Origin of the sequence: Pseudomonas sp. B21-017 (genome assembly GCF_024749245.1) — a bacterium.
GTDB lineage: Bacteria > Pseudomonadota > Gammaproteobacteria > Pseudomonadales > Pseudomonadaceae > Aquipseudomonas.
In genome coordinates this window covers 4885768-4911077 of the sequence record NZ_CP087194.1, presented here as the reverse complement: position 1 = coordinate 4911077, position 25310 = coordinate 4885768, and the positions used below count along the sequence as shown (strand labels likewise).

The following is a 25310-nucleotide window of genomic DNA, read 5'->3' as shown; positions in this document are numbered from 1 at the left end:
CTGTCGCGCAGATGTAACGATTCAGTACAGAGCAAACCTTGCCTATAGCCAAAGGTCATGCTTAGCTGACTAATAATTAGTTTTTCTCTATTTCAGTCTAACCATGAGTGTTTTATGCCGTTAACCGATCAACACCGCTTTGGCATGCAACTGGCCCAGATGTCTCGGGGCTGGCGTGCCGAACTGGACCGCCGACTGGCTGGCCTGGGCCTGTCCCAGGCGCGCTGGCTGGTGCTGCTGCACCTGGCGCGTTTCGATGATGCTCCCACCCAGCGTGAACTGGCGCAAAGCGTCGGCGTCGAAGGGCCTACCCTGGCTCGACTGCTCGATAGCCTGGAAAGTCAGGGCCTGGTGCAACGCCAATCGGTGCTGGAAGACCGTCGGGCGAAAAAAATCGTCCTCTGTGCCCCGGCCCGCCCCTTGATCGAACAAATTGAAACCATTGCCACGCAACTGCGCCACGAATTGTTCGAAGGCGTTGATGAGGCGGATTTGAAGGTCTGCATGCGTGTCCACGCGCACATCCTGGGCAACCTGGAAAAATCTTGAGGCACAACCACGCGTCGGACTTTTGAGATACCCCGTTGGGCAGACTATAAAGAACTACTAGGCAATATCGTGTTCGTACCGGATGTGCGAATGCATACAGGTTGGTTCTGGTTATCTAAGGGATGCTCATGCTCGAGAGTTGGCACGTTGTATTGCGGTGTTGCACCCGGCTGCTGCTGGTCGGTGGTGCCGTCACTTACTCGGCATTGGCCCCCGCGCTAGGCTTGGGTGAGATCACCCAGCATTCGGCGTTGAATCAGCCATTCAGCGCCGATATCGCCCTGCTGGATGTCGGTGGTCTGGAAGAGGGCGAGCTGTCGGTCAGCCTGGCGACGGCGGAAGAATTCAGCCGCGCCGGTGTCGAGCGGGTGTTCTTCCTCAATAACCTGAAGTTCACGCCGATCCTGCGGGGCAACCGCAACCTGATCCGGGTGACGTCCAGTAAGCCGGTCAAGGAACCCTTTCTGAATTTTCTGGTGCAGCTCAATCAGCCCAATGGGCGTTTGCTGCGCGAGTACACCGTGCTGATCGATCCGCCGGGTTCACCTGGGATTGTTCCCGTCAACGACGACCCCGCGCCGAGCCCTCAGGATTCCGCGTTCCCGTCTGTTGAACCGGCTGTTGCACCGCCACCTGCGGTGAATAGTTCGGCACCCAAGCCTGATGTCGATAAATCAGCCGCTACGCCGGCGAGTGATCCTATTGCCGAACAACTGGCCACCAGCGTGCTGCAAAACCAGCAGCTGCAAAAGACCATCGATGAACTCAATGCGAAGCTGCAGGCGCAGGACGAGCAGATCGCCGTTCAGAAAAAACAGGTGTCTGAGCTGCAAACCCAACTGACGGAAGTCAAACAGGCGTCGGCGGCGCCTGCCGCACCCGAGGTGCCGGCGCCGGTTCCGGTGGTTGTCGAGACGTCCGAAGCATCCCATTGGCCGCTGATCATCGGGTTGCTGTTGTTGGTGGCCCTGGTGTCGCTCGCAGTGTTCATTCGCCGTCAACGACAGCAGGTTCAGGCCTTACCCGAGCTGCTACCCGTGCAGCCGTCGCGTCATGAACCGGTGCTCAGCCGCACGGCAGAACCGGCCAGGCCAGCCACCCAGGCGCGATCGGTGGCCGGCTCGGCGGATGAGACTGTCGCAGGCGACGTGCTGGAGGGGGTTAGTATCTACCTCGCCTATGGCCGATTGTCCGAGGCAGCCGGATTGTTGCGAGAGGCGTTGGTCAAGGAGCCCCAACGCACCGACCTGGCCGTGCAGCTGCTGGAGGTTCTTGGTAAGCAGGGTGACGTGCAAGCGTATGACGCGCAGGAAAGTAGCCTGCGTGACGCCGGGTTTGACACACAGCAACTTCAGGACATCCGCAGCCGCCATCCGAAACTGATCGATGCCGTGCCGGTGGCCACCGCGGTGGCAGTGGCTCCGTCCACGCCTGCAATCCCAGCGGCACCGAGCGATGAGTTTCAGCTGAACCTCGACGACCTGTCGATGGATGCGAACTGGGACCTGATCAGCCCTTTCGACAACTCACCGCCCAGCGCCAAACCATCGAATGAGCCATCACCGGCAGACGAGCCCGGGTTCACTTCGAATCTGCATGTGTTGCCCGATGTCTTCGAAATACCCGACGAGCCGACGCTGGATGAGCCCGAGCTTGAATGGGTCGCCGAACCTGACTCGCAATCTCTGGACGAGACCTTTCTCAACGAATTCAGCGATCCCGGCCAGCCGCTGGAGCTTGAACCGCTGAATGCTGAGTTGATGGATCTTGAACCGGTCGAGCCGAGCAGCGCCGGCAAACTCGAACAGGCCCAGACCTGCATTGACGACGGCGACCTGGACAGCGCCATCGAGCTGCTGAACGAGTTGCTCAAGGAAGGCGACGAACCACTGAAGGAGACGGCCCGAACGCTGTTGGCGGGTATTCGCTGAAGATCAAAAGATCGCAGCCTTTGCGGTTATTATGGCAACCCCTCAGGCAGAGGAGTTTTGCCAATCATGACCGCACGTAAACCGGAAATCGTCATCACCTACTGCACGCAATGCCAGTGGCTGTTGCGCGCCGCCTGGCTGGCCCAGGAACTGCTCAGCACCTTCGGCGACGACCTGGGCAAAGTATCCCTGGTGCCCGGCACCGGCGGGGTGTTCCACATTTTCTGCGACGATGTGCAGCTCTGGGAACGCAAGGCCGACGGCGGTTTCCCCGAGGCCAAGGTGCTCAAGCAGCGGGTCCGCGATCAGATCGATCCGGACCGCGACCTGGGCCACAACGACCGCACTCAGTGAGACGGCGCTTGCGCGGCAACGGTCTTGTGGCTTGAACCGCCGGACAACCGGCTGGAGACCACGATGGCCACGATGATCAACGCGCCGCCGATCAGCATGCGCAGCGTCGGGTTTTCATCGAACAACAACCAGGCCAGGGTGATGCCGTAAACCGGCTCCAGGGCAAACACCACTGACGCGGTCCGGGCCTTGATCACCGCCAGGCTGGCGACGAACAGGCTGTGAGCGACGCCGGTGCAGAACACCCCGAGCAGGCCAATCCACAGCCAGTCGATGGCGCGTACTTCGCTCAACTGCGGCATCGCCACCGGCAGCAGGCAGATCGCAACCACTACGTTCTGACACAGCGCCGCCTGCACCGGCGGGATTCGCCCGGAGCTGGCGCGGTTGGTCAGGGACAGCAGGGAGAACAGCAGGCCGGAGGCCACTGCCCACAACAGGCCGGTGGTGGCTCCGCTGGCCAGATCGAAGTCCGGTGTGACCAGTACCAAACCGATGCTGACCAGCACCACCAGCAAGATTTCATTGGCGCGGATGCGCTCGCGGAAAATCAGCCCTTCGAGGATCACGGTAAACGCCGGGAAACTGGCAAAGCCCAGGGTCGCGATCGCCACCCCGGCCACCTTCACCGCAATGAAGAAACTCACCCAGTGCCCGGTCAGCAGCAAGCCGCTGAGCAACAGGCGGCGCCAGTCCACGGCGTCGAGTGTCTGCCAACGGGTATTACTGGCGAACCGGGCGAAAAACGCCAGGGCGAGGACGGCAAACGCGGCACGACCGAACACGATGATCGCCGGTGAGGCGGCGGCAAGTTTGCCGAACACGCCGGTCAAGCCGAACATCAGTGCACCGATATGCAGAGCGCCAAGGGCAGTACGGGGAGTCATTGCAATCCTTGAATAACGTATCGAATTTGGCCGACGACACCGTCGACCTGTGTAGGAGCAGCCTTCGGCAACTCCTACACAATGAACGATGTGCTTGCGGGTGTCTGTCGCCAGACTCGCGTTATTTGTCGCCAGCCTCGCGGCGCAATTTACCGGGTGAGGCGCCGAATTCACGCAGCACTGCTGCGGCGAATGCGCTCTGGGAGCTGTAGCCGACCCGACAGGCGATCTCGCCAATGGGCAGCGCCGAATCGCGCAACAAGCGCACGGCGATGTGCAGCCGGCGACTGCGGATGTAGTCCATCGGCGTTTGCCCGCATTCCGCCACGAACCGCGCGTGCAAGCGAGCGCTGGACAGGCCGGCAATGCGCGCCAGGTCGGCGACTTGCAGTGGATAGGCCGCGTATTGATCGATGTGAGCATTGAGCGCCGCATACGGTAGACGCCGACCGCCGACCGTGTCGGGCTTGGCGTTGTTGAGGCTGGCCAGCAGCAACACCGCGCCTTGCTGGGCGATCAGCGGATCGCTGATCGGGCTGCCGGCCAGCCAGCTCACCAATTGGCTTTGTCCGGCGTCCAGCGACAGGCGCCCGGCATTGTCGAGCAAGCGGCGGCTGGCCTCGGCGTGGTCCCCCAGCGACTGAGACACCCACTGATCGCTCGGCACATCCAGCACCAGGCAACGGCTGCCATGGGCACTGTCGCAGGCATGATGCGCCCCGGACGGCACCACCACGAAACTCTGCTGAACCACCTGACTGCCAAGCCCCTCGACCTCGAAATCCAGTGCACCCGACAGCCCGAATACCAGTTGCGCGTGGTCGTGGCTGTGGACGATCAGGTCATGGGTGTATTGGCGCAGGGTGAGGATCGGTCTCATCGCAGGTCTCGTGGCGATATTGATGAGTGAAGCCGCCAGTCTACACCGAGGCCCTGCGTTCGCGCGTTGTCACAGGACTGACTTGCGATTGTCATGGGCAATTAACCCGACCGGCGCAAGCTTGCCAAAACTTGTCCAGAGGGTTGCCCATGACCAGCGCCGAGCTCGCCAAACCCAGCCGTAAGCAACGTGTGCGGACCTTATGGATTTCCGACGTGCATTTGGGCACACGGGACTGCCAGGCCGAACACCTGTCGCAGTTTCTCAAGGGCTACCATGCCGACAGGATTTACCTGGTCGGTGACATCATCGACGGCTGGAAGCTGCGCAGCGGCATGTATTGGCCCCAGGCGCACACCAATGTGATTCGTCGCCTGTTGACCATGAGCAAGCGCGGCACAGAAGTGATCTACGTCACCGGCAACCATGACGAATTCCTGCGCCGTTATTCGAAACTGATGCTGGGCAATATCCAGCTGGTGGACGAAGCCGTGCACGTGACCGCCGATGGTCGTCATCTGCTGGTGATTCATGGCGATCAGTTCGACGTGATTACTCGCTATCACCGCTGGCTGGCGTTCCTCGGCGACTCGGCCTACGAATTTACCCTGACCCTCAACCGCTGGCTCAACCATTGGCGGGCCCGTTATGGCTACGGCTATTGGTCGTTGTCGGCGTACCTCAAGCACAAGGTCAAGACCGCCGTCAGTTTCATCAGCGATTTTGAGGAAGCCATTGCCCACGAATGCGTCAAACGCGAGTTGCATGGCGTGGTGTGTGGGCACATTCACCATGCCGAAATTCGCAAGGTTGGCGAGGTGGACTACCTCAATTGCGGGGATTGGGTGGAGTCGTGCACGGCGCTGATCGAGCATTGGGACGGCTCGATCGAGTTGTACCGGTTGGCCGATGCCCAAGCGCGGGAGGCGGAATTGAAGGCAATTAAAGTCGCTGAGCCGGCATAAAAGCAAAGTCAAAAGATCTTCAGGCCGGCGCTTGTTCCTCCATCGCCGCTTTGTAGATCGAATGCTTCGGCTGCGCAAACAACCGCTCCATCATCGGTTCGAAAAAGCTCAGCGGCAGCGTGTCGTATGCCGGGTCAAACGCCGCCGCGTCGTACCGGGCGCAAAATTCGATGGTCGCCTGATACTGCGGATGAGCGCTGAATTGCTCGCGCAAATGCCGGTCCATGCCCAGGTGATGGAAGAAGTAATAGCCCTGGAAAATCCCGTGTTTCTCCACCATCCACAGGTTCTCGGCACTGACGAACGGCTTGAGAATCGCCGCGGCGATGTCCGGGTGGTTGTAGGACCCCAGTGTGTCGCCGATGTCATGGAGCAAAGCGCAGACCACGTACTCTTCGTCGCGGCCATCGCGCCAGGCGCGGCTGGCGGTTTGCAGCGAGTGGGTCAGGCGATCCACCGGGAATCCGCCGAAATCACCTTCCAGTAACTTCAAATGCGCCACGATCCTTGTAGGCAATTGCCGGGCATGGGCGCTGAAGTCTGTGGCGATGATCGCCCAGTCTTCCTGCGTGCCGTCCTGCATGTGGGTAAAACGTGCGCGGGCATTCATCGGCTATCCTCTTGTTCTTATCGAAAGGGATGTTTGGAGTGTAGGGCTTGGATCCAGAGCGCTGCACTGGCTGCACAGGACGCTTTTGTGGCCAAAGGAGCCTAGAACGGCACGCGACCTGCAATCATGTCGCGGTACATGACGAAATCGCCGAGCAGGCTGTAAAGAGGATGCTGAAAGGTTGCAGGACGATTCTTCTCGAAGAAGAAATGCCCGACCCAGGCGAAGCTGTAACCGGCCAGCGGCAGGGCCAGCAACAGCCACCATGCGCCTTTGGCGATGGTCAGCGCCAGAATGACAATAACCAGCGTGGTGCCGACAAAGTGCAGTCGTCGACAAGTGCTATTGCGGTGTTCGCTGAGGTAATACGGGTAAAACGCAGCGAAGCTGTTGAAACGTTTGATGTTTTCCACGACTGCGATCTCTGTGGTGTGTGCAGGCAACAAGTTGCGCTGCGGGTAGCCTATTTAAGTCTAGAGTGATCATAGGCATCAGCCAGTGACAATAGGCGCCACTTTAGTATCCTTGGGCATTGGGTCGTGGCATGCGGCCATCACGTAGTAAACGCCATGAGCGAACGAACGACTTCTGCAAGCTGGGCGATGGGGATTGTCAAAGCACTGGAAATGGACGGCCTGGATTGCCGGGTTTTGTTCAAGCAGCTAGGGCTCGACTATGCGGCACTGGATGATCCGGATGCGCGCTTCCCGCAAGATTCCATGACGCGGCTCTGGCAGCGCGCGGTCGAGTTGTCCGGCAACCCGGCGATCGGCCTGAACATGGGCAAGGTGGTGCGACCGGCGTCCCTGCACGTTGCCGGTTATGCCTTGATGTCCAGTCGAACCCTGGCCGAAGGCTTTCAACGTCTGGTGCGTTATCAGCGAATCATCGCCGAAAGTGCCGATCTGAGTTTTCGCATACTGGACGAGGGTTATGCGCTGATTCTGACGGTGCATGGCGACCACTTGCCGCCGACCCGACAAAGCGCTGAAGCATCGATGGCCTGTGCCCTGGCGTTTTGCGGGTGGCTGACCGGGAGCGCGCTGCATCCGCGCAAAGTGCTGCTGCAGGGCGATCAACCCGCCGACCTCGAACCGTATAAGCAAGCCTTCCACGCGCCGATGATGTTCAATGCGCCCTATGACGCCTTGATTTTCGAGCGCGCTGACCTGGAGGCACCGTTGCCCACCGCCAACGAGGCCATGGCGTTGCTGCACGATCGCTTTGCCGGTGAATACCTGGCGCGGTTTGCCGAGAGCCGCGTGACCCACAATGCGCGGCAGGTGTTGTGCCGCTTGCTGCCCCAGGGCGAACCCAAGCGCGATGCGGTAGCGCAGGCGCTGCACCTGTCGCAACGCACCTTGCAGCGACGCTTGCAGGAAGAGGGCACGAGTTTTCAGACGTTGCTGGATGACACGCGGCGTGAACTGGCCGAGCAATACTTGGCGCGACCGAGCATGACGCTGCTGGAAATTGCCTACCTGCTGGGGTTTGCCGATCCGAGCAACTTCTTCCGCGCTTTCCGACGCTGGTTCGACACCACCCCCGGCGAATACCGGGCGCGGCTGACGGAAGCGCTCAAGCCGGTCAGTGACGCCAGAACGCAGGGATACACAGAACAAACACCGTAATGATCTCCAGCCGACCCAACAGCATGCCGAACGAGAGAATCCACTTCGCGGCATCCGGCAGGCTGGCGAAGTTACCCGCCGGGCCAATGGTTTCGCCCAACCCCGGGCCGACGCCGGACACCGTGCTGGCTGCACCGGTAAGGGCGGTCATCCAGTCCACGCCGAGCAGCGACAGCAGTAGAGCGATCACGCAAATGGTGATGGCGAAAAAGAACGAAAAGGTCAGGATCGAACGTACGATTTCTTCGTCGAGACGGTGGCCGTTGTACTTCTGCTTGATCACCGCGCGCGGGTGAATCAACTGGTTAAGGTTGGCCTTGAGCAGAATGTAGGCCACCTGGAAGCGGAAAATCTTGATCCCGCCAGCGGTCGAACCCGAGCAGCCGCCAACAAACCCCAGGTAAAAGAACAGCATCAGCGAGAAGTTGCCCCAGAGGCTGTAGTCCCCCAGTGCAAAACCTGTCGTCGTCACCACCGAAGTGACGTTCAGCGCCACATGCCGCAAGGCGTCCAGCCAGTGCAACTGGGTGGTCCACCAGTACCAGGTGCCGAGCACCAGCCAGGTCACCAGCAACATGCCGAGCAAGCCTTGCACCTGTTCATCCTTGATCAGCGCCCGACGGTTACCGCGTAACGTGGCGACATACAAGGTGAACGGCAAGGCGCCGAGAATCATGATCACGATCGCGACCCAATGCACCGCAGGCTCCGGCCATTTGGCCAAAGACTGGTCGGAGGTGGAAAACCCGCCGGTGGAAATCGCCGACATCGCGTGGTTGATCGCATCGAACGGGCTCATCCCGGCCCACCAAAACGCCAGGCTGCCGAAAATGGTGATGCCGACGTAGGTCGCAACGATCAAGCGCGCCACCATGTGCGAACGGGGCATGACCTTTTCGGAACGGTCTGACGACTCGGTCTGAAACAGCCGCATGCCACCGATGCGCAGCAATGGCAGAATCGCGACCGCCATGCCGATAAAGCCGATCCCGCCGATCCAGTGCAGCAAGGAGCGCCATATCAGGATGCCGGGGGACATGGTGTCCAGGCCCGTGAGCACCGTCGAGCCGGTGGCGGTGATGCCGGACATGCTTTCGAAGAATGAGTCGGTGTAGCTGATGTTCTGGGTCAGCAGGAACGGCAGGGCGGCGAAGATGCACACCACCAGCCAGCTGCTGACGGTCAGCAGGTACATGTCTCGCGGGCGCAGATGGATGTGTTCGGGACGCCCTGGAATGACCAGGGCCAGGCCGGCGACAAAGGTAATCATGCTGGCCCAGAGGAATGACGGCAGGTCGCTGGTGCGCTCGAAGATCACCAGGGTAGCCATGGGCACGGCCATGGAAATGGCCAGCGTGATCAGGAAGATGCCGATGATGAAACCAATGATCCGTAAGGTCGGCAACGCCATGAAGTCCGCTCGGGCTGAAGTAGGGAGGGCGCCATTCTACCTGCGGGGCAGGGCATGTAAACCGACAGCCCTGTGCCGGATACCGCTAGAATAGGCAGACATTTTTTTCAGGAGGTGGCCGATGCAGGCTCTCGACGCTTTGCTCAACCGTGTTTCTGTTCCACGACTGCTCGATCCGGCGCCCACTGCCGAGCAACGCGAAGTGCTGTTTGCCGCCGCGATGCGTGCGCCAGACCACGGCCATTTGCAGCCTTGGCGCTTCCTGACAGTCGAAGGCGCGGCGCGCGAGCAAATGGGCGAGTTGCTGGCCGAAGCGGCGAAACTGCAAGACAGCGAGGTGTCAGAAGCCGCGCTGGACAAGGCCCGTAACGGTCCGCTGCGTGCACCGCTGGTGGTTGTGGTGGTCGCGCGTTTGCAGGATCACGTCAAATACCCGAAATCCGAACAATTGTTGGCGGCAGGCTGCGCGGCTCACGGGATTTTGCTGGCCGCTTACGCGCAAGGCATTGGCGCGGTATGGCGCACCGGTGAGCTGGCCTATTCGCCGCATGTAGCCAAGGGGTTGGGTTTGGCCGAAGGGGAAGAGGTGATTGCGTTCCTTTATCTCGGTACGCCGCAGAAAGAACCGCGTGTGGCGGAGAAGGTTGATCTGGCCGAGTTTGTCAGCGCCTGGTCCGGTAAGGCCTGAAGATATAGGTCCATGTGGGAGCGGGCTTGCCCGCTCCCGCAGAGTTCAGGGTTGGACGACAGCCCCCGGCACCAACGGCAATTCCAGGCTGGCAATAAACCCGCCTCCAGGATGATTGGCCAGCACCAGACTGCCGCCATGGCGTTCCGCCGCACGGCGTGCGATAGCCAGCCCCAAGCCATGCCCGGCCGTTGTCTGCCCCGGTGCCCGATAGAACGGTTCACCCAGCTGATTCAAATGTTCGGCCTCTACGCCAGGGCCATGATCGCGCACGCTGACCACAATCCTGTCGCCCTGACGCGCCGCCTGCATTTCGATCGGTTGCCCGACCGGGTTAAAGCGTTGGGCATTGCGCAGCAGGTTGTCCACGGCCCGCTCGATCATGGTCGGCCAACCTCTGAGGTTCAGTTGCGGCTCGGCCTCAAGGCGCACGTTCTGCTCCGGCGAACTTAGCTGAGCATCCTTTTGCAGGGTATTGAGCAGTGCATTGAGATCCACCTCTTCGGCACTGGCGTTGTCGGCATCGACCCGCGCCAACACCAGGATTTCGCTGATCAGTGCTTCCAGTCGATCACATTCACGGGTCAGGCGCGGCCAGAGTTTTTCCCGCTCCTGGGGATTGGCCCGCTCGGCCAGTGCCAGCGCAATGCGCAGTCGGGCCAAGGGCGAACGCAACTCGTGGGACACATCGCGCAGCAATTGCCGCTGACTGCCGATCAGGCTTTGCAGACGCGCGCCCATGCGATTGAAGTCGTTGGCCAGCACACCGAATTCATCGCGGCGGTTAGCCAGTTGCGCCAGGCTGTTTTGCTGATACGTCGTCTGCCCCAACTCATGCACTGCGCCACGTAAACGGCTCAGCGGTCGGGTGATGGAAAAGGTCACCAACAGGCTGAACAGGGTCAGTACCACCAGGGCGATACCCAGCGCGCTCAACGGCCAGAGCAGGCTTTCACGGTGCCAGGCGTCCAGTTCCGGGTGTGGAATGCGGTAGATCAGCAGGTAGGTGTCGCCCGTCTTGGCACTGGTGTATTCATCGGTCAGGCGTCGCCACGGCAGGCGCCGATCATCGTTTTGCTGCCGTGCTTCGAAGGCGGCTGCACGCCGAGGGAAGGTGCCGCGTACCACCGGGTCTCCTGCCTCGTTGAGCACCTGAACGTCGATGTGATATTGGCGCTTGCGCTGCTCCAGGATGTCCTGGGCGGCTTCTTCGCCCTGGCTTTCGTAAGTTTGCGTCCACTGTTCGGCCAGGGTATTGAGGCCCGGGTGGCGACTGAGAATCCACGCGTCCTGGTTGAGCATGTGCCCCAGCAAAATGGAAAGCCCTGCAACCAGAGCGATGGCCAGCCAGAAGCTGGCCAGGATACGCCAGAACAATGAGCGCACAGAAAATCCTCGAACAAGCTCAAATCAATGTGTGGCGAGGGGGCTTGTCGGAACGCCGCATCGCCCCGTTCGGCTGCGAAGCAGTCGTAAACCCGTTACATACGGTTTAACTTTGAAATACCGGGGCCGCTTCGCGCCCCAACGGGAGCAAGCTCCCTCGCCACAAAGGCTCGCTCCCACAACGAACTGAGAGGCATCAGACCCAACGGTGATTAGCCGTTGGGTCCGGGGTTAACGCATTATTGCGCCTTTTGCGCTTGCTGCGCTTTCCAGGCCTTGAACTCGGCCCATTCGGCGCGACGCTCAGCTTGTTTCTTCTGGATCTCGTCGAATTGCTTCTGTTGATCCGGTTTCAGCAGGGCGCGAACGTCGGCTTCGGCTTTCTTGTGCTTGGCCTCCATCTCGTCTTTCAGGGCTTTCTGGTCGGCTGGCGAGAGTTTTTCCAGGTACTTGTCGACCAGTTGCTGACGCTCGTGCATCTGCTCGCCCATGATTTTGCGGATCTGCTCGCGCTGTTCGCGGCTCAGGTCCAGTTGGCTGTAAGGGCCTTTACCGTGCATGCCGTGCATCTGACCGCTGTGGCGTGAGCCGTCCATGTGATCACCCATCGGGCCCGTACCTTCAGGCATGGCCATGGCAACGGTCGGCAGGGCGGCAGCAAACATCAGAGCGATAAGAGTCTTGCGCATGGTGTATCTCCTTGTCTCGTTCCCGGTACGTTCCGGATGTGTGCAGATTACGCAGATCAAGGTCAACGGCGGTCAGCGGAGCGTAAAGCTTGGGTAAAGACGGTTTTCTGCCTTCCTGACAAAATTCCAGATGCAGGCACCAGACTGCGGCGAGGGAGCTTGCTCCCGCTGGACTGCACAGCAGTCCCCTTCTTTTTAGGTAAAGAGTGGGGCCGCTTCGCAGCCCAGCGGGAGCAAGCTCCCTCGCCACAGGTTGCTGTTATTCGGTTCTTTCTCGGTTCTTACAGGCTGTAGTAGTAACCGCGACTGCGCAGGGCCATGATGCGTGGGCGGCCGTCGGGGTGTGGGCCGATTTTTTTGCGCAGGTTGCTGACGTGCATGTCCAGGCTGCGGTCGTACAGGGTCAGTTTGCGACCGAGGGCGATTTGCGCCAATTCCTGTTTATCCAGCGGTTCGCCGGGCTGCTTGAGCAGGGCTTCGAGCAGGCGGCTTTCGGAAACGGTGAGGGTGAATTCCTGTTCATCGATGCTGACCACCCCGCGCACCGGGCTGAAGCATAGGTCGCCCAGCTCGAGCTGGCTGGAGACCGCCGTCGGATGACTGCGGCGCAACACCGCGCGTAGGCGGGCGGTCAGTTCCCGTGGGTCGCACGGCTTGGCCAGGTAATCGTCGGCGCCCAGTTCCAGGCCGAGGATGCGGTCCAGCGGTTCGCCACGGGCCGACAACATCAGCACCGGCAAATCCGGATGGTCGCTGCGCAGTTGCTTTAGCAGTTCCAGGCCGCTGCCGTCCGGCAGCATCACGTCCAGCACCACGGCCGCCGGAGACGTTTCGGCCAACGCGCGACGGGCGCTCTGGCCATCGTGGCAGGCGCGAACCTGAAAGCCTTCCTGGCTCAGCCAACTGCTCAGGAGCTCACACAGCTCCTGGTCATCATCAATTAGTAACAGCTCGCTCATGACTCACTCAATTTAGCCATTGCCTACGTTTTCTGGTGGCACCACTGGCGAAGATACCGCAGAGCAGGGCCAATAGCGCTACTGCCGCCCCAATAACGAACCACTGCTGCTGATCGGTCAGCAGGCGCGGTAGCGGGCTGCTGGCCAGGGTTTCCTTGAGTTGCAGCTTCAGGCGCTGATTCTCCTGGCGCAACCGGCTCAGCTGGGCGCTTTCGCGCTCGCCATCGGTGGTTTGCAATTGTTTGCTCAGTGTTTCTCGTTGCTGCTCGCTTTCTTTCAAGCGCTGCTGCAACTCGGTGATCTGGCTACCGGCGCTCAAGGACAGCGGCGTCGAATTACCGCCATTGGCGCTTTCTTCACCATGGGCTGGCGCCATGATCGACAACGTCACCAACATCAGACACAACGGACCTTTGCGCATCGCAACTCCTGATTCCAATACGAGTATTGGGCAGGTTGTCGGCCGGTAAACGAGAATAATGAGCGATTGAACGTGCGATGAATCGATAAGATTCACCGCACGCGAGAACTTTACGGCAGGACTTGCTTGAACGGCTTGACCAGAACATTGGCGTAGACGCCTGCGGCAACGTACGGATCGGCGTCGGCCCAGGCCTTGGCGGCGCTCAGGGACTCGAATTCGGCGACGATCAGGCTGCCAGTGAAACCGGCTGCGCCCGGATCATTGCTGTCGACCGCCGGGTGTGGACCGGCCAATACGATACGACCTTCGCCCTTGAGCACTTGCAGACGCTCAAGGTGCGCAGGCCGTGCGGCCAGTCGGGCTTCCAGGGAGTTGGCGACGTCTGTGGCAATGATTGCGTAAAGCATGTCAGTCCTCGGTTTTTGGCGTTGTGGTGTCGGCGTCGTGCAGGTGGCGGGACAGGTAGATGCCCTGGCCGACCAGGAATAGCAAAGTCATGCCCAGGCTGCCGAAGACCTTGAAGTCTACCCAGTAGCTCTGGAACGTGAACGCGACGAACAGGTTGGCGGCACCGCAAAACAGGAAAAAACCGATCCAGGCGATGTTCAGACGGGTCCAGATTGGCTCCGGTAGAGTCAGCGCGTGGCCCATGATGCGTTTGATCAGCAGTTGGTCACCGACGAAATGGCTGCCGATGAACGCGAGGGCGAACAGCCAGTTGACCACCGGGGCTTTCCATTTCAGGAAGGTTTCGCTGTGGAACGCCAGGGTCAGGCTGCCGAAGACCAGGCAGGCAATGAGGGTCAGCCACTGGCTCTTCTCCAGCTTGCGCTGCTTGATGTACAGCGTGCCGTAGACCACCAGGGAGCTGATGATCAGCATCGCGGTGGCGCTGTAAATACCACCGACAGACAGTTGATGACCGCCAATGTCGACGACCCGCGGGTCGATTTTGAAGACGATGAAAAACAGCAGAAGCGGGATGAAGTCGATGAATTGTTTCACAGTGGCAGCCAGAAGCAGGATGTGGCGGCATAATAACAAACATATTGACGCGCGATAGCGTCAGCTGATTTGAGGTTACATAGTCCTGTGAATGTTGATTTGCACTGCCATAGCACGGCCTCCGATGGCGCCCTGGCGCCTGCGGCACTGGTTGCGCGTGCGTTCGAGAAAGGCGTGCGAGTCCTGGCCTTGACTGATCACGACACCCTTGAAGGCCTCGACGAGGCCCGTAGCGCCGCGACGGCGCTGGGGATGCAACTGGTCAACGGCGTCGAATTGTCCTGCACCTGGGGCGGGGCGACCATTCATGTGCTGGGCTATGGTTTCGACGTCAATGCCGCGCCATTGGTCGAGGCCATCGCCAAATTGCACGATGGCCGCTGGCTACGGTCCGAAGAAATAAGCCGCAAGTTGGCGTTGAAAGGCATGCCGGGGGCGCTTGACGGCGCCCGCGCCATTCAGCAGGAACTGGGCGACAGCGGCAACGCGCCGGCCCGTCCGCACTTCGCCGACTGGATGGTGCGCGAAGGTTTCGTCAAGGATCGCGCCGAAGCGTTCCGCAAATGGCTGGGCGCCGGCAAGCTGGGAGACGTCAAGCTGCACTGGCCGACCCTCGAAGACACCGTCGAGACCCTGCGCGCCGCGGGTGCCTGGGTCAGCCTGGCGCACCCCTGGCACTACGATTTCACTCGTAGCAAGCGTCGCCGCCTGATTTCTGACTATATTCAAGCCGGGGGCCACGCGATTGAAGTGGTCAATGGCCATCAGCCCGCCGAGCAAGTGGGCAGCCTGGCGATTCTTGCCCGTGAGTTTGGTCTGCTGGTCAGTGCCGGCAGTGATTTTCATGGCCCTGGAGGCTGGTCCGAGATCGGTGAATACCGCCCGCTCCCGGAGGATCTGCCACCACTGTGGTGTCGATTCAAACATGACCCAATTATTGCCGCCGTCTGAACAGGTAGAGAATGTGAGTCAATTTTTCCAGATTCATCCGGAAAACCCGCAAGCGCGCCTGATCAAACAGGCTGTCGAGATCATCCGCAACGGCGGGGTGGTGATTTATCCCACAGACTCTTCCTACGCCATTGGTTGCCAGATCGGTGACAAGACCGCCGTGGAGCGTGTGCGTCGGTTGCGTCAACTGGATGAGAAGCACAACTTCGCGCTGATCTGCAGCGACCTGTCGCAGCTGGGGCTGTTCGCCAAGATCGACACCGGTACTTTCCGTCTGCTCAAGGCCCACTTGCCGGGGCCTTACACCTTCATTCTCAACGCCACCCGCGAAGTTCCGCGGCTGTTGCTGCACCCGAAAAAACGCACCATCGGCCTGCGCGTGCCGAGCCATCCGATTGCGTTGGCGCTGCTGGAAGAACTCGGCGAACCGCTGATGAGTGTGACCCTGATCATGCCCGGCGACACTGACCCGCTGACCGATCCCTACGAAATGCGCCAGTTGCTGGAGCATCAGGTGGACCTGATCATCGACGGCGGTTTCGGCGGGATCAAGGCGTCCACCGTGATCAACCTCGCCGACGGCGAGCCGGAAGTCATCCGTGTCGGTTGCGGCGACCCTACGCCATTCATGGCCGAGGCGTAGATGTCTGCAGTAGAACCAGAACCCGTCGACAGCCAGGCCGGCGCCCAGCAAGAACTGCCCTTCGCCATGGTCTATGGCCAGGCGGTCATGGAAATGCCGCTGGACCTGTACATCCCGCCGGATGCGCTCGAGGTCTTTCTGGAAGCCTTCGAAGGCCCGCTCGACCTGCTCCTGTACCTGATCCGCAAACAGAACATCAATATTCTCGACATCCCGGTGGCGGAAATCACCCGCCAGTACATGGGCTATGTCGAGTTGATGCAGTCGGTGCGCCTGGAACTGGCCGCCGAGTACCTGGTGATGGCCGCGATGCTCGCCGAGATCAAGTCGCGGATGCTGCTGCCGCGAGCCGAAACCATTGAAGACGAGGAAGACGACCCTCGCGCCGAACTGATCCGCCGCTTGCAGGAATACGAACGCTTCAAGGCCGCCGCCGAAGGCATCGATGGGCTGAGCCGCGTCGGCCGCGATGTCGTGGTGCCCAAGCTCGACGCGCCGGAAGCCCGGGCGCGCAAGCTGCTGCCGGACGTGAGTCTGGAAGAGTTGCTGATGTCCATGGCCGAGGTCTTGCGCCGGGGCGACATGTTCGAAAGCCACCAGGTCAGCCGCGAGGCACTGTCTACCCGCGAACGCATGAGCGATGTACTGGAGCGGCTCAAGGGTGGCGGTTTCGTGCCCTTTGTCGAGCTGTTCACCGCTGAAGAAGGACGTCTGGGGGTAGTGGTGACCTTTATGGCGATCCTCGAACTGGTCAAGGAATCCTTGGTCGAGCTGGTGCAGAATGAGCCGTTCGCGGCGATACATGTGCGAGCCCGAGCCGAATAACGAGTTGAATCATGAACCTGACTGAACCCCGCGAGCTGGCGCCACTGCTTGAAGCCTTTCTGTTGGCCTCGGGAAAACCGCAATCGCTTGAGCGCCTGTTCGAACTCTTCGAAGAAGGCGAGCGGCCCGAACCAGCGGTTTTCAAGAAAGCGCTGACGATTCTGGGCAAATCCTGCGACGGCCGAGCCTTCGAACTGAAGGAAGTCGCCTCCGGGTATCGCCTGCAGATCCGCGAAAAGTTCGCGCCGTGGGTCGGGCGCCTGTGGGAAGAACGGCCGCAGCGTTACTCGCGCGCCATGCTCGAAACCATGGCCCTGATTGCCTATCGCCAACCGATCACCCGGGGCGAGATCGAAGACGTGCGCGGCGTGGCGGTCAACAGCCACATCGTCAAAACCCTGCTGGAGCGAGAGTGGATCCGCATCGTCGGTTACCGTGATGTGCCCGGCAAACCGGCAATGTTCGCCACCACCAAGGCGTTTCTCGATCACTTCAACCTGAAGAACCTCGACGACCTGCCGCCGCTGGCCGAGCTGCGCGAGCTGGAACCCGAGCCGATGCTCGAGTTCGACGACGCACCGGTGCCGGCCGGGTTGCAAGAATTGGCAGATGCCAGCGCCGAGCCGGAAGAGCCCAAGGAAGAAACCAGCTTCCACACGCTGTTGCTGGAGCTGGACACGATGGAGGAGGGGCTCAAGACCGATTTCGACGATTTGTTGCGCGATGGCGAGTTGACCGAGACTGAAGAGGTATCGGAGCAGCCGGAGCCGGAGGCGGAGCCGGAAGTCGAGGTAGAGCTTCAGGTTGAGGCATCAGTTGCTGACGAAGAAGAGCAGGAACCAGAACCTGAGGATGACATTCTTGGCGTTGCCGAGGCTCGCGAGAAACTGCTGGCCGCGGTTGCCGCGCTTGAACAACCCAAGCCCGAACCTGAACTGAGCGATGAAGAAGCCGAAGCCCGGGCCCTGGCCGAAGCGATCGAGGCCGAACGCCGCCAGTTCGAGGATTGAACTCCGTCAGAAGATCGCAGCCACCACCGGCCGGCGGAAAAACTAATAACCGACGGTCGATCAGCTAGTCTCTGATGCGCGAACGCTTCCATGAGCGTATGATTCGCGACCCTTTGACGATCCCTTCGTCAAACGACCAGATTTCACATCTTCAGGCCAAGGCCTGAACTTGATCACACCGGGAGGTGCCCAGATGAGTATCAACGACCAGAAAGACGACCAGGAAATCGGCCCAGCAGGCGAAAAACTGCAGAAAGTCCTCGCCCGTATCGGCGTCGGCTCGCGCCGTGACGTAGAAGCCTGGATCAGCCACGGCCGCATCAAGGTCAATGGCAAAGACGCCACCCTCGGCCTGCGCGTCGACCTGCATGACGCCATCACCATCGATGGCAAGGTGATCAAGCGCGAAGAAGCTGCCGAGTCGGTACGCCGCGTGATCATGTACAACAAACCCGACGGTGAAATCTGCACCCGTGACGACCCGGAAGGCCGTCCGACCGTGTTCGACAAGATGCCGCGCCCGAAAGAAGGTCGCTGGATCAACATCGGTCGCCTGGACATCAACACCACAGGTCTGCTGATGTTCACCACCGACGGTGAGCTGGCCAACCGCCTGATGCACCCGTCCTACGAAATGGACCGTGAATACGCCGTCCGTGTACGTGGTGAAGTCGACGACGAGATGATCGAGCGTCTGAAGGCAGGCGTGGTGCTCGAAGACGGCCCGGCCAAATTCACCGACATCAAGCAGGCACCAGGTGGCGAAGGTTTCAACCACTGGTACCACTGCGTGGTGATGGAAGGTCGTAACCGCGAAGTTCGTCGTCTGTGGGAATCCCAGGGCCTGGTGGTCAGCCGTCTGAAGCGCGTGCGTTTCGGTCCGGTGTTCCTCAACTCCGACCTGCCGATGGGTCGCTGGCGCGAAATGAGCCAGCAGGAAGTCGACATTCTGAGTGCTGAAGTCGGCCTGACGCCGGTGGCGATGCCGCAAATGAACGCCAAGAGCAAAGACAAGCTCGAGCGTATGCAGCGCAAATCGTCCCGCCCGGTGGGCAAGACCGAACGCGTACGGACCCTGCGTCCAGCCGCTGGCGCTCCAGCTGCCGGCCCGCGTCCATCTCGCGAGCCGCAGATCGAAGGCGAGCGCCCGGCCCGCAAGCCAGCGCCACGCCAGGACGGCGAGCGCGGTCCACGCACGCCGCGTCCGGCCAACGGTCGTACTGAGCGTGGCGAAGGCCGTGGCGCTCCGTCCGGTGGTCGTAGCGATCGCGGTGCGCCTGCCGGCCGTGGTACGCCGGTGGCAGACCGCCCGGCCGACACCAAGCGCCCGGCCAAACCGGCGCCGAAGAAACGCCCAGGCATCGTGCTGGTCGACAAGGACGCGCCATCGGGCAAGCGCCGCGGTGCGCCAGCCGGCTCCGGCCAGCGTCCGGGCTTCGGTCGTCGCAAGCCTGAGTAATCGGTAAGCGCAGCATAAAAAACGCCATCCCTCGGGATGGCGTTTTTTTGTGTCTGGCAGAACCGGTTTTCAATATGCAGGTGGCGTTGTGGCGAGGGAGCTTGCTCCCTCGCCACAGGGGGCGGTGTTGTTCAGAAGACAAACCGCCTATCAAACACCGGCTCATCATCCAGCGCCAACACGCCGCCAGAGAAGATCAGGTCCAGATGATGGCTGCCCTTGGCGCCTCCGCCCAACCCCAAGTGCAAACCGCAATGGCGCTCTTCGAACCCGGCATTGCGCGCATACAACTCTTTCACACCTTCGTTGGTACCGATCCCCAGCTCCTCGATGCGTCGATTGGACGGATTGGCGTCCAGGTACTTGTTGAAGTCATGTTCCAGTCCCGGCACATCGGTGGCGATTTTGCTGATGGTCGAGTTCTCGATCCACAACTCCAGTGGTGACGCGAGTACGCCGTACTTGCGGGCAAACGGAATCGTGCTGAGGAACGTCCCCATGAACTTCACTCGGCCATTAATCGACTCGCTATGGGTGGCAATCTCGCCGGGCGCCAGGTCGAAGTTGCCGACACCGTTGATGTCGGTCCACTTCTTGATACTGCTCAACGGTGTTTCGAACCACGAGCCATGCTCATCTTTGAAACTTAAAGTGGTGGCCTGGGACATGCGCTGGATCAAGTGGCTGTTCAACCCGGCAATCCGCTGCGGGGTGACACTGAACGTGTCGTAGAAGTAATCGCCGTAATCCTTGAACAGCAGCGACTTCTTCCAGTTTTCCGCCATCACGCCTTGCAGCGCGCGGACAAAGTCCGGGCCGTCGGGACGCGGGTTGGGCAGGGTGGAAGAGTCGTAGAAGAAGATGTACAGATCGCTGTCGACAATCGCCTTGGCCAGCAATTCGGTGGGTTCGAGGTCCAGACGCATCGCGCTGAAGGCGAACCTTGGGCTGTTGCCGGCCTGTTCGACGATGGCGCCGGTCAGCGCCTCGTAATCAGCGGTATGGCCGAGCAAGACCTTCGCCGGTTTGATGCCGGCAACGGCTGGGTGATGTTCGAGGTAGTAAAGGAAATGCGAGATGGCACGCTGCTTATCCATGGAGTCCTCCCTGACAAACCTGGTAAGTGGCGGGCACGACCGGCCGGATCATGCCCGCCGGGATGTCTTACAGAGGCCACATCGCCGTGCCGAACGGAACAACCGCGTCGGCTTGCATCATTTCAACGGCGGCTTCATGGGTCGGTGCTTCAAACCAATCGTCGAGTTGCAGTTCAGTGTCCAAGTCTTTGTCCAGTGCTTGCATGGTGAATCTCCTAGATGACTTTTACGGTAAGAACAGCTTCGGTAAAAACAGTGGCGCGTTTTTCATTCATTGAAGAGCGCGTCGACTTGCCGGTCGATGCGGCTCGGCAAGTCGCTGAAAACCTAGTTCACAGGTTTTTGAATTGCAAAAAAATAATTAAACAATTTTCATTTGAACTAATTATTCCATTTTAAAAAAAGTAAATTTCCTAATAAAAAACAGAAAACTAAGTCGGAAAACTCCTTAGGAAGCTTCCTATCGTCAATTTACAGTCGACGGCTCTCTGGATCTGATTTGGAAAGCATGCGTTACGCGCTGTAAATAAATCCTTACGAAAAGCGTGCTCAAACCCCATGGAATGCCGCTGTGGAAAGGGCTGTAAGGAAAACCTGCCGTCCGCCGCCACGATGATGCTGTTCAAGGGCTCTGGCGCGCTTGTCTCGGCCTCGATTGAAAGGTGAGATGCGCCCCATGCCTGTCGTGCAGGTGCATAACAAGAAGGAGGCGCAATGAACGCCGTGACTCATCTCCATCTCTCTCCGTGGGGCGATTTTTCCGCTGCCCCCGTCGAAGACCTGCAAAGGTCTGACTCAATTTTTGCAGCCGCCCGAGACCTTCGAGGCGGACACAGGCAATCCCGGCAACCGACGCGCTGATCCAGCGGTGTCTGGCAGCAGGGGGTTAGCGGTGTACAATGCGCCGCGTTTTAACTGTGACCCTCTGCGCAACAGCGCAAACCTCAAGGCTATCCGCCTTGTTCACTCCGCCGCGTCACGAGCGTGTCGGGTTCGATTTCGTCACAGATAAAAACAAACAGGTGACGCATGACTGTCGTAAAAACGCTGAACTCCTGGTGCCTGCGCTGGGGTTTGATCGGCGCTGCTTGAAATCGCAACCTTGCAGCAACGTCTACCGAACATCATCAAACCTTGCGTGAGACCCTTTTCATGAGTGGACAAAACTCGCATTCAGGCGAGCTTAAACGCGGCCTGAAAAATCGCCATATTCAACTGATCGCCCTCGGCGGCGCGATCGGTACCGGGTTGTTCCTCGGCTCGGCCGGCGTGCTCAAATCCGCCGGCCCGTCGATGATTCTCGGCTACGCCATTTGCGGCTTCATCGCCTTCATGATCATGCGCCAGCTGGGCGAAATGATCGTCGAAGAGCCGGTGGCCGGTTCCTTCAGCCACTTCGCGCATAAATACTGGGGTGGTTTTGCCGGTTTCCTGTCGGGCTGGAACTGCTGGATTCTGTACATCCTGGTGGGCATGTCGGAGCTGACCGCGGTCGGCAAATACATCCACTATTGGGCGCCGGATATCCCGACCTGGGTCTCCGCCGCCGCGTTCTTCGTGCTGATCAACGCGATCAACCTGGCCAACGTCAAAGTCTTCGGTGAGGCCGAGTTCTGGTTCGCGATCATCAAGGTCGTGGCGATCGTCGGTATGATTGCCCTGGGCAGCTATTTGCTGGTCAGCGGTAACGGCGGCCCGCAAGCCTCGGTAACCAACCTGTGGTCCCACGGCGGCTTCTTCCCGAACGGTGTCAGCGGTCTGGTGATGGCCATGGCGATCATCATGTTCTCCTTCGGTGGCCTGGAAATGCTCGGTTTCACCGCCGCTGAAGCTGACAAGCCGAAAACCGTGATCCCGAAAGCCATCAACCAGGTGATCTACCGGATCCTGATTTTCTACATCGGTGCGCTGGTGGTCCTGTTGTCGCTGACCCCTTGGGACAGCCTGCTGACAACCCTGAATGCTTCCGGCGATGCCTATAGCGGCAGCCCGTTCGTGCAGGTGTTCTCGATGCTCGGCAGCAACACCGCCGCGCACATCCTCAACTTCGTGGTCCTGACCGCGGCGCTGTCGGTGTACAACAGCGGTACTTACTGCAACAGCCGCATGCTGCTGGGCATGGCCGAGCAGGGCGATGCGCCGAAAGCCTTGTCGAAGATCGACAAGCGTGGCGTGCCGGTACGTTCGATCCTGGCGTCGGCCGCTGTGACGTTGATCGCGGTGTTGCTGAACTACCTGATCCCGCAAAACGCGCTGGAACTGTTGATGTCGTTGGTGGTTGCGACCCTGGTGATCAACTGGGCGATGATCAGCTTCTCGCACTTCAAGTTCCGCCAGCACATGAACAAGACCCGGCAGACGCCGCTGTTCAAGGCCCTGTGGTACCCGTACGGCAACTACATCTGCCTGGCGTTCGTGGTGTTCATCCTGGGCGTGATGTTGCTGATCCCGGGCATCCAGGTCTCGGTGTATGCGATTCCGGTGTGGGTCGCGTTCATGTGGATCTGCTACGGCATCAAGAACAAGCGCAGCGCCCAGCAGGCGTTGCAGGTCGCGGTGAAATAACGCAACGCGCAGAAACAACAAACCCGGCCAATGTGCCGGGTTTTTTGTGGAGGATGCGAAAGCCGGGGTATTCTGGCGGTCCTGATACCGGACCTTTTTCCATGCTGGTGATTTCCAACAACGTGCATCTGCCGGATGCCGAGATCGAGTTGACGGCCATTCGCGCCCAGGGCGCCGGTGGGCAGAACGTCAACAAGGTCTCCAGTGCGGTGCACCTGCGCTTCGACATTCCGGCCTCGTCCCTGCCCGAGTTCTACAAGGAACGGCTGCTGGCGTTGCGCGACAGTCGCATCACCAGCGAAGGGGTGTTGATCATCAAGGCCCAGCAATACCGCACGCAGGAGCAGAACCGCGCCGATGCGCTGGAGCGTCTGACCGAGTTGATCCTCAGCGCTACCAAAGTGGAAAAGAAACGCCGTCCGACCAAGCCGACGCTGGGCTCGAAAAAGCGTCGGCTCGAATCAAAGACCAAGCGCGGCAGCATCAAGGCCGGGCGGGGCAAGGTCGATTTTTAGCGTGCTTCACGCTCTTCCCGATACTTGGGCGCCTGTCGGTACAAGTAAACGCTCAACATCAATCCGCTCAAGGCGGCGAGGGCGGCGAACAGGAAGATCGAGGCAAACCCGAATCCTGCAGCAATCGCACCCGCCAGCGGTCCGGTAATCCCCAGTGACAAATCGATAAACAGCGAATAGGCCCCAACTGCTGCGCCACGGCTGGAGGCCGGCACCAGGTTGACCGCTTCCACGCCCAGGGCCGGGAACACCAGCGAAAAACCGAAACCGCTCAGCGCTGCACCGGCCAGTGCCCAATGGGCATCCGGCGCCAGCCACAGCAGCAACAGCCCGAGGGTTTCCACCGAGAGGCAGGCAATCGCCACGCGAAAGCCGCCGAGGCGGTTGATCAGGTTGCCGAACAGTAGTCGCGCGCCAATGAAACTGGCGCCGAACAAACTCAGGGACAGCACCGCGTTGGACCAATGCTGAGTGGCGTAATACAGGGTGATGAAGGTCGCGATGGTGCCAAAGCCGATGGAGCCCAGTGCCAGGCCGCAGCCATGAGGGAACACCCGTCCCAGCACATGCATGAACGGCAAACGTTCGCCGGCGACAATCGGCGCCGCGGTTTTCGGCCAGGCCAGCGCCACGCCCAGCACCGCCAGCAGCATGATGCTCACGCCCATGCTCCACAAACCCAATTGACTCACCAGCAGCACCCCCAGTGGTGCGCCGACCGCCAACGCGCCGTAACTGGCGATGCCGTTCCAGGAGATGACCTTGGCGGTGTTCGCCGCGCCGACCCGGCCGATGCCCCAGCCGATCGACCCGGAGCCGACGAGGCTTTCCGCGCTGCCGAGTATCAGGCGGCCAATCAACAGGCTGATCAAACTCAGCATCGGCAGGCTTTGCGTCCAGGCTGAAATCAGCATGAACACGCCGCTCAAACCACAGCCGGCGAGGCCATACATCACCGCCAGTTTGCTGCCCTTGTTATCGATGATGCGCCCGGCATAAGGCCGGCTGAGCAGGGTGGCCAGGTATTGCACGCTGATCACCAGCCCGGCGATCACCGCGCCGAAGCCGAGGTCGCTGTGGACGTAGCCCGGCAATACGGCCAGGGGAATACCGATATTGAGGTAACCGATGAAAGTGAACAGGACGATGGAAACGACTTGCAGCGTGACCGCCAGGGGGCGCTGGGTTTCAGACATGGGTAAAAGGTCCACGGGGCAGCAGGATAGATAGGCTGCTTATGATAGCGGCGTGGACGGTCGCAGGGCGTGAAAAAGTAAAACTAATTGCCGAACGGGATGAATCAGGATTTTGCGGGGGCGACCAGTTGCGTCGTGACCAGGGCGGCCAGGGCATTTTCTTCGCTGCCGAAGCGGGCCAGTAGGGCGGCTTGTTTCTCGGGGGAAAGGCGATTCCAGATCTCGATCATCTTCTCGGCGGTGCCGATCAGGACGCTGGCCTGGGCTTCAGTGAAATCATCGCTCATGGTGCGGGCTCGCGGTTCAGGCAGTGTGGAAAGCGCATGTTAGCGCTTTCCACACGGTCTGGCATTGCAGGGGTATCAGTCTTCTCTGTCGGCCTGGCGGCGTTCAGGTGCTTCTTTCGGCTCGGGCTGTTGGGCACCGGCTTGTTGCGTGGTTGTCTGCTCAGTTTCGTGCAGGCTTGGGAAGGGGAGATTAGGGATCTCGTGCATGTTTCGCGCTCCTCGCTAAGTCTGTTGATAGATCTGGTAGATCCGCGCTTTTAAAAAAGCCTGGGCAGGATACAGCAGGAAAAATGACAAATAGACTTTATATCCAATTGTTACGACGGATGGGATTGTCTAGACAGGTCAGCAGGAGGCGAAGACCCACTGTGGCGAGGGAGCAAGCTCCCTCGC

At 60.1% G+C, this 25310-nt stretch carries 29 protein-coding genes; 13 read left to right on the top strand and 16 right to left on the bottom strand.

Going from position 1 to position 25310, the window contains the following annotated elements; all coding sequences use genetic code 11:
• Positions 1-114 precede the first annotated feature (114 nt).
• From LOY28_RS22140 to LOY28_RS22130, 3 genes are all read left to right on the top strand, one after another.
• Entirely contained in the window at positions 115-549 is a 435-nt protein-coding gene (locus LOY28_RS22140; protein ID WP_018929920.1) for a MarR family transcriptional regulator, read from the top strand.
• A 128-nt stretch (positions 550-677) separates the two neighbouring features.
• Complete coding sequence (locus tag LOY28_RS22135) at positions 678-2480, top strand: FimV/HubP family polar landmark protein (RefSeq protein ID WP_258612547.1); 1803 nt, start codon at positions 678-680, stop codon at positions 2478-2480.
• Between the two features lie 66 nt (positions 2481-2546).
• Positions 2547-2834: a SelT/SelW/SelH family protein gene (locus LOY28_RS22130; RefSeq protein WP_007895010.1), complete on the top strand. Its 288-nt coding sequence runs from the start codon at positions 2547-2549 to the stop codon at positions 2832-2834.
• Here the strand turns inward: LOY28_RS22130 and LOY28_RS22125 are convergent.
• On the bottom strand, positions 2828-3721 hold the full coding sequence (locus tag LOY28_RS22125) for a DMT family transporter (RefSeq protein ID WP_064619586.1): 894 nt from the start codon (positions 3719-3721) through the stop codon (positions 2828-2830). The two genes, LOY28_RS22130 and LOY28_RS22125, sit on opposite strands and share 7 nt — an antisense overlap.
• Before the next feature lie 121 nt (positions 3722-3842).
• Entirely contained in the window at positions 3843-4601 is a 759-nt protein-coding gene (locus LOY28_RS22120) for an AraC family transcriptional regulator (protein WP_018929923.1), read from the bottom strand.
• Positions 4602-4750: 149 nt separating this feature from the next.
• On the opposite strand from LOY28_RS22120, the gene LOY28_RS22115 reads away from it, so the two are divergent.
• Complete coding sequence (locus LOY28_RS22115) at positions 4751-5566, top strand: UDP-2,3-diacylglucosamine diphosphatase (RefSeq protein ID WP_018929924.1); 816 nt, start codon at positions 4751-4753, stop codon at positions 5564-5566.
• Positions 5567-5585: 19 nt separating this feature from the next.
• On the opposite strand, the gene LOY28_RS22110 is transcribed toward LOY28_RS22115, so the two are convergent.
• Together LOY28_RS22110 and LOY28_RS22105 are read right to left on the bottom strand one after the other, a co-directional pair.
• A complete protein-coding gene (locus tag LOY28_RS22110) occupies positions 5586-6176 on the bottom strand; it encodes an HD domain-containing protein (RefSeq protein WP_258612546.1) in 591 nt (196 codons plus the stop codon).
• A 101-nt stretch (positions 6177-6277) separates the two neighbouring features.
• Entirely contained in the window at positions 6278-6589 is a 312-nt protein-coding gene (locus LOY28_RS22105; protein WP_018929926.1) for an Mpo1-like protein, read from the bottom strand.
• A gap of 156 nt (positions 6590-6745) precedes the next feature.
• Here LOY28_RS22105 and LOY28_RS22100 point away from each other — a divergent pair, with 156 nt between their 5' ends.
• Positions 6746-7807 (top strand): AraC family transcriptional regulator, encoded by a 1062-nt coding sequence (locus tag LOY28_RS22100; protein WP_207238835.1) that lies wholly within the window; start codon positions 6746-6748, stop codon positions 7805-7807.
• On the opposite strand, the gene LOY28_RS22095 is transcribed toward LOY28_RS22100, so the two are convergent.
• The gene (locus LOY28_RS22095) at positions 7764-9218 is read right to left on the bottom strand and encodes a TrkH family potassium uptake protein (RefSeq protein WP_018929928.1); all 1455 of its coding nucleotides are present in this window, start codon (positions 9216-9218) and stop codon (positions 7764-7766) included. The genes LOY28_RS22100 and LOY28_RS22095 overlap by 44 nt on opposite strands.
• A 121-nt stretch (positions 9219-9339) precedes the next feature.
• Between LOY28_RS22095 and LOY28_RS22090 the strand changes: the two genes are divergently transcribed.
• On the top strand, positions 9340-9906 hold the full coding sequence (locus LOY28_RS22090) for an NAD(P)H nitroreductase (RefSeq protein ID WP_258612545.1): 567 nt from the start codon (positions 9340-9342) through the stop codon (positions 9904-9906).
• Positions 9907-9951: 45 nt separating this feature from the next.
• Here LOY28_RS22090 and LOY28_RS22085 read toward each other — a convergent pair whose 3' ends face one another.
• The 6 genes from LOY28_RS22085 to LOY28_RS22060 all read right to left on the bottom strand — a co-directional run bounded on the left by LOY28_RS22085 (position 9952) and on the right by LOY28_RS22060 (position 14369).
• Entirely contained in the window at positions 9952-11292 is a 1341-nt protein-coding gene (locus LOY28_RS22085) for a cell wall metabolism sensor histidine kinase WalK (RefSeq protein WP_258612544.1), read from the bottom strand.
• Between the two features lie 239 nt (positions 11293-11531).
• On the bottom strand, positions 11532-11981 hold the full coding sequence (locus tag LOY28_RS22080) for an LTXXQ domain-containing protein (RefSeq protein WP_018929931.1): 450 nt from the start codon (positions 11979-11981) through the stop codon (positions 11532-11534).
• Between the two features lie 281 nt (positions 11982-12262).
• A complete protein-coding gene (locus tag LOY28_RS22075; RefSeq protein WP_258612543.1) occupies positions 12263-12940 on the bottom strand; it encodes a response regulator transcription factor in 678 nt (225 codons plus the stop codon).
• A 7-nt stretch (positions 12941-12947) separates the two neighbouring features.
• Complete coding sequence (locus tag LOY28_RS22070) at positions 12948-13361, bottom strand: hypothetical protein (protein ID WP_064619574.1); 414 nt, start codon at positions 13359-13361, stop codon at positions 12948-12950.
• A 110-nt stretch (positions 13362-13471) separates the two neighbouring features.
• Positions 13472-13771, bottom strand: a complete 300-nt coding sequence (locus LOY28_RS22065; protein ID WP_019579534.1) for a YciI family protein — start codon at positions 13769-13771, stop codon at positions 13472-13474.
• A gap of 1 nt (position 13772) precedes the next feature.
• Positions 13773-14369: a septation protein A gene (locus tag LOY28_RS22060; RefSeq protein WP_064619571.1), complete on the bottom strand. Its 597-nt coding sequence runs from the start codon at positions 14367-14369 to the stop codon at positions 13773-13775.
• Between the two features lie 87 nt (positions 14370-14456).
• Here LOY28_RS22060 and LOY28_RS22055 point away from each other — a divergent pair, with 87 nt between their 5' ends.
• The 5 genes from LOY28_RS22055 to rluB all read left to right on the top strand — a co-directional run bounded on the left by LOY28_RS22055 (position 14457) and on the right by rluB (position 19257).
• Positions 14457-15320, top strand: coding sequence for a PHP domain-containing protein (locus LOY28_RS22055; RefSeq protein WP_018929935.1), 864 nt, complete (start codon positions 14457-14459; stop codon positions 15318-15320).
• Positions 15321-15333: 13 nt separating this feature from the next.
• Positions 15334-15963 carry an L-threonylcarbamoyladenylate synthase gene (locus LOY28_RS22050; RefSeq protein ID WP_007938530.1) on the top strand — a complete coding sequence of 210 codons (630 nt, stop codon included), beginning with the start codon at positions 15334-15336 and terminating at the stop codon, positions 15961-15963.
• A 66-nt stretch (positions 15964-16029) separates the two neighbouring features.
• Positions 16030-16788 (top strand): ScpA family protein, encoded by a 759-nt coding sequence (locus tag LOY28_RS22045; protein WP_253548957.1) that lies wholly within the window; start codon positions 16030-16032, stop codon positions 16786-16788.
• Positions 16789-16799: 11 nt separating this feature from the next.
• Positions 16800-17798, top strand: coding sequence for an SMC-Scp complex subunit ScpB (scpB, locus tag LOY28_RS22040; protein WP_258612542.1), 999 nt, complete (start codon positions 16800-16802; stop codon positions 17796-17798).
• Positions 17799-17991: 193 nt separating this feature from the next.
• A complete protein-coding gene (gene rluB / locus LOY28_RS22035) occupies positions 17992-19257 on the top strand; it encodes a 23S rRNA pseudouridine(2605) synthase RluB (RefSeq protein WP_018929938.1) in 1266 nt (421 codons plus the stop codon).
• A gap of 131 nt (positions 19258-19388) precedes the next feature.
• Here the strand turns inward: rluB and LOY28_RS22030 are convergent, their stop codons facing one another.
• Together LOY28_RS22030 and LOY28_RS22025 are read right to left on the bottom strand one after the other, a co-directional pair.
• Positions 19389-20354, bottom strand: a complete 966-nt coding sequence (locus tag LOY28_RS22030; RefSeq protein WP_258612541.1) for a leucyl aminopeptidase — start codon at positions 20352-20354, stop codon at positions 19389-19391.
• Positions 20355-20421: 67 nt separating this feature from the next.
• Positions 20422-20559, bottom strand: a complete 138-nt coding sequence (locus LOY28_RS22025) for a hypothetical protein (protein ID WP_007938535.1) — start codon at positions 20557-20559, stop codon at positions 20422-20424.
• A 947-nt stretch (positions 20560-21506) separates the two neighbouring features.
• On the opposite strand from LOY28_RS22025, the gene LOY28_RS22020 reads away from it, so the two are divergent.
• Together LOY28_RS22020 and arfB are read left to right on the top strand one after the other, a co-directional pair.
• Positions 21507-22919, top strand: a complete 1413-nt coding sequence (locus LOY28_RS22020) for an amino acid permease (protein WP_064619561.1) — start codon at positions 21507-21509, stop codon at positions 22917-22919.
• A 101-nt stretch (positions 22920-23020) separates the two neighbouring features.
• Complete coding sequence (gene arfB / locus LOY28_RS22015) at positions 23021-23434, top strand: alternative ribosome rescue aminoacyl-tRNA hydrolase ArfB (RefSeq protein ID WP_007938537.1); 414 nt, start codon at positions 23021-23023, stop codon at positions 23432-23434.
• Here the strand turns inward: arfB and LOY28_RS22010 are convergent.
• The 3 genes from LOY28_RS22010 to LOY28_RS22000 form a co-directional block, all read right to left on the bottom strand.
• Complete coding sequence (locus LOY28_RS22010) at positions 23431-24630, bottom strand: MFS transporter (protein WP_018929942.1); 1200 nt, start codon at positions 24628-24630, stop codon at positions 23431-23433. The two genes, arfB and LOY28_RS22010, sit on opposite strands and share 4 nt — an antisense overlap.
• A gap of 104 nt (positions 24631-24734) precedes the next feature.
• Positions 24735-24917: a hypothetical protein gene (locus LOY28_RS22005; RefSeq protein WP_007938541.1), complete on the bottom strand. Its 183-nt coding sequence runs from the start codon at positions 24915-24917 to the stop codon at positions 24735-24737.
• Between the two features lie 75 nt (positions 24918-24992).
• Positions 24993-25124 carry a hypothetical protein gene (locus LOY28_RS22000; protein ID WP_007938543.1) on the bottom strand — a complete coding sequence of 44 codons (132 nt, stop codon included), beginning with the start codon at positions 25122-25124 and terminating at the stop codon, positions 24993-24995.
• Positions 25125-25310: the final 186 nt, after the last annotated feature.

Bases quoted from the DNA above. Each gene is read 5' to 3' on its own strand.
- LOY28_RS22075 (WP_258612543.1), bottom strand. From the start codon at position 12,940: ATGAGCGAGCTGTTACTAATTGATGATGACCAGGAGCTGTGTGAGCTC.
- LOY28_RS22135 (WP_258612547.1), top strand. From the start codon at position 678: ATGCTCGAGAGTTGGCACGTTGTATTGCGGTGTTGCACCCGGCTGCTG.
- LOY28_RS22045 (WP_253548957.1), top strand. From the start codon at position 16,030: ATGGTCTATGGCCAGGCGGTCATGGAAATGCCGCTGGACCTGTACATC.
- LOY28_RS22080 (WP_018929931.1), bottom strand. From the start codon at position 11,981: ATGCGCAAGACTCTTATCGCTCTGATGTTTGCTGCCGCCCTGCCGACC.
- LOY28_RS22000 (WP_007938543.1), bottom strand. From the start codon at position 25,124: ATGCACGAGATCCCTAATCTCCCCTTCCCAAGCCTGCACGAAACTGAG.
- LOY28_RS22100 (WP_207238835.1), top strand. From the start codon at position 6,746: ATGAGCGAACGAACGACTTCTGCAAGCTGGGCGATGGGGATTGTCAAA.
- LOY28_RS22010 (WP_018929942.1), bottom strand. From the start codon at position 24,630: ATGTCTGAAACCCAGCGCCCCCTGGCGGTCACGCTGCAAGTCGTTTCC.
- LOY28_RS22025 (WP_007938535.1), bottom strand. From the start codon at position 20,559: ATGCAAGCACTGGACAAAGACTTGGACACTGAACTGCAACTCGACGAT.
- LOY28_RS22120 (WP_018929923.1), bottom strand. From the start codon at position 4,601: ATGAGACCGATCCTCACCCTGCGCCAATACACCCATGACCTGATCGTC.
- LOY28_RS22070 (WP_064619574.1), bottom strand. From the start codon at position 13,361: ATGCGCAAAGGTCCGTTGTGTCTGATGTTGGTGACGTTGTCGATCATG.
- rluB (WP_018929938.1), top strand. From the start codon at position 17,992: ATGAGTATCAACGACCAGAAAGACGACCAGGAAATCGGCCCAGCAGGC.
- LOY28_RS22005 (WP_007938541.1), bottom strand. From the start codon at position 24,917: ATGAGCGATGATTTCACTGAAGCCCAGGCCAGCGTCCTGATCGGCACC.
- arfB (WP_007938537.1), top strand. From the start codon at position 23,021: ATGCTGGTGATTTCCAACAACGTGCATCTGCCGGATGCCGAGATCGAG.
- LOY28_RS22140 (WP_018929920.1), top strand. From the start codon at position 115: ATGCCGTTAACCGATCAACACCGCTTTGGCATGCAACTGGCCCAGATG.
- LOY28_RS22110 (WP_258612546.1), bottom strand. From the start codon at position 6,176: ATGAATGCCCGCGCACGTTTTACCCACATGCAGGACGGCACGCAGGAA.
- LOY28_RS22065 (WP_019579534.1), bottom strand. From the start codon at position 13,771: ATGCTTTACGCAATCATTGCCACAGACGTCGCCAACTCCCTGGAAGCC.
- LOY28_RS22130 (WP_007895010.1), top strand. From the start codon at position 2,547: ATGACCGCACGTAAACCGGAAATCGTCATCACCTACTGCACGCAATGC.
- LOY28_RS22030 (WP_258612541.1), bottom strand. From the start codon at position 20,354: ATGGATAAGCAGCGTGCCATCTCGCATTTCCTTTACTACCTCGAACAT.
- LOY28_RS22125 (WP_064619586.1), bottom strand. From the start codon at position 3,721: ATGACTCCCCGTACTGCCCTTGGCGCTCTGCATATCGGTGCACTGATG.
- LOY28_RS22115 (WP_018929924.1), top strand. From the start codon at position 4,751: ATGACCAGCGCCGAGCTCGCCAAACCCAGCCGTAAGCAACGTGTGCGG.
- LOY28_RS22020 (WP_064619561.1), top strand. From the start codon at position 21,507: ATGAGTGGACAAAACTCGCATTCAGGCGAGCTTAAACGCGGCCTGAAA.
- LOY28_RS22090 (WP_258612545.1), top strand. From the start codon at position 9,340: ATGCAGGCTCTCGACGCTTTGCTCAACCGTGTTTCTGTTCCACGACTG.
- LOY28_RS22095 (WP_018929928.1), bottom strand. From the start codon at position 9,218: ATGGCGTTGCCGACCTTACGGATCATTGGTTTCATCATCGGCATCTTC.
- scpB (WP_258612542.1), top strand. From the start codon at position 16,800: ATGAACCTGACTGAACCCCGCGAGCTGGCGCCACTGCTTGAAGCCTTT.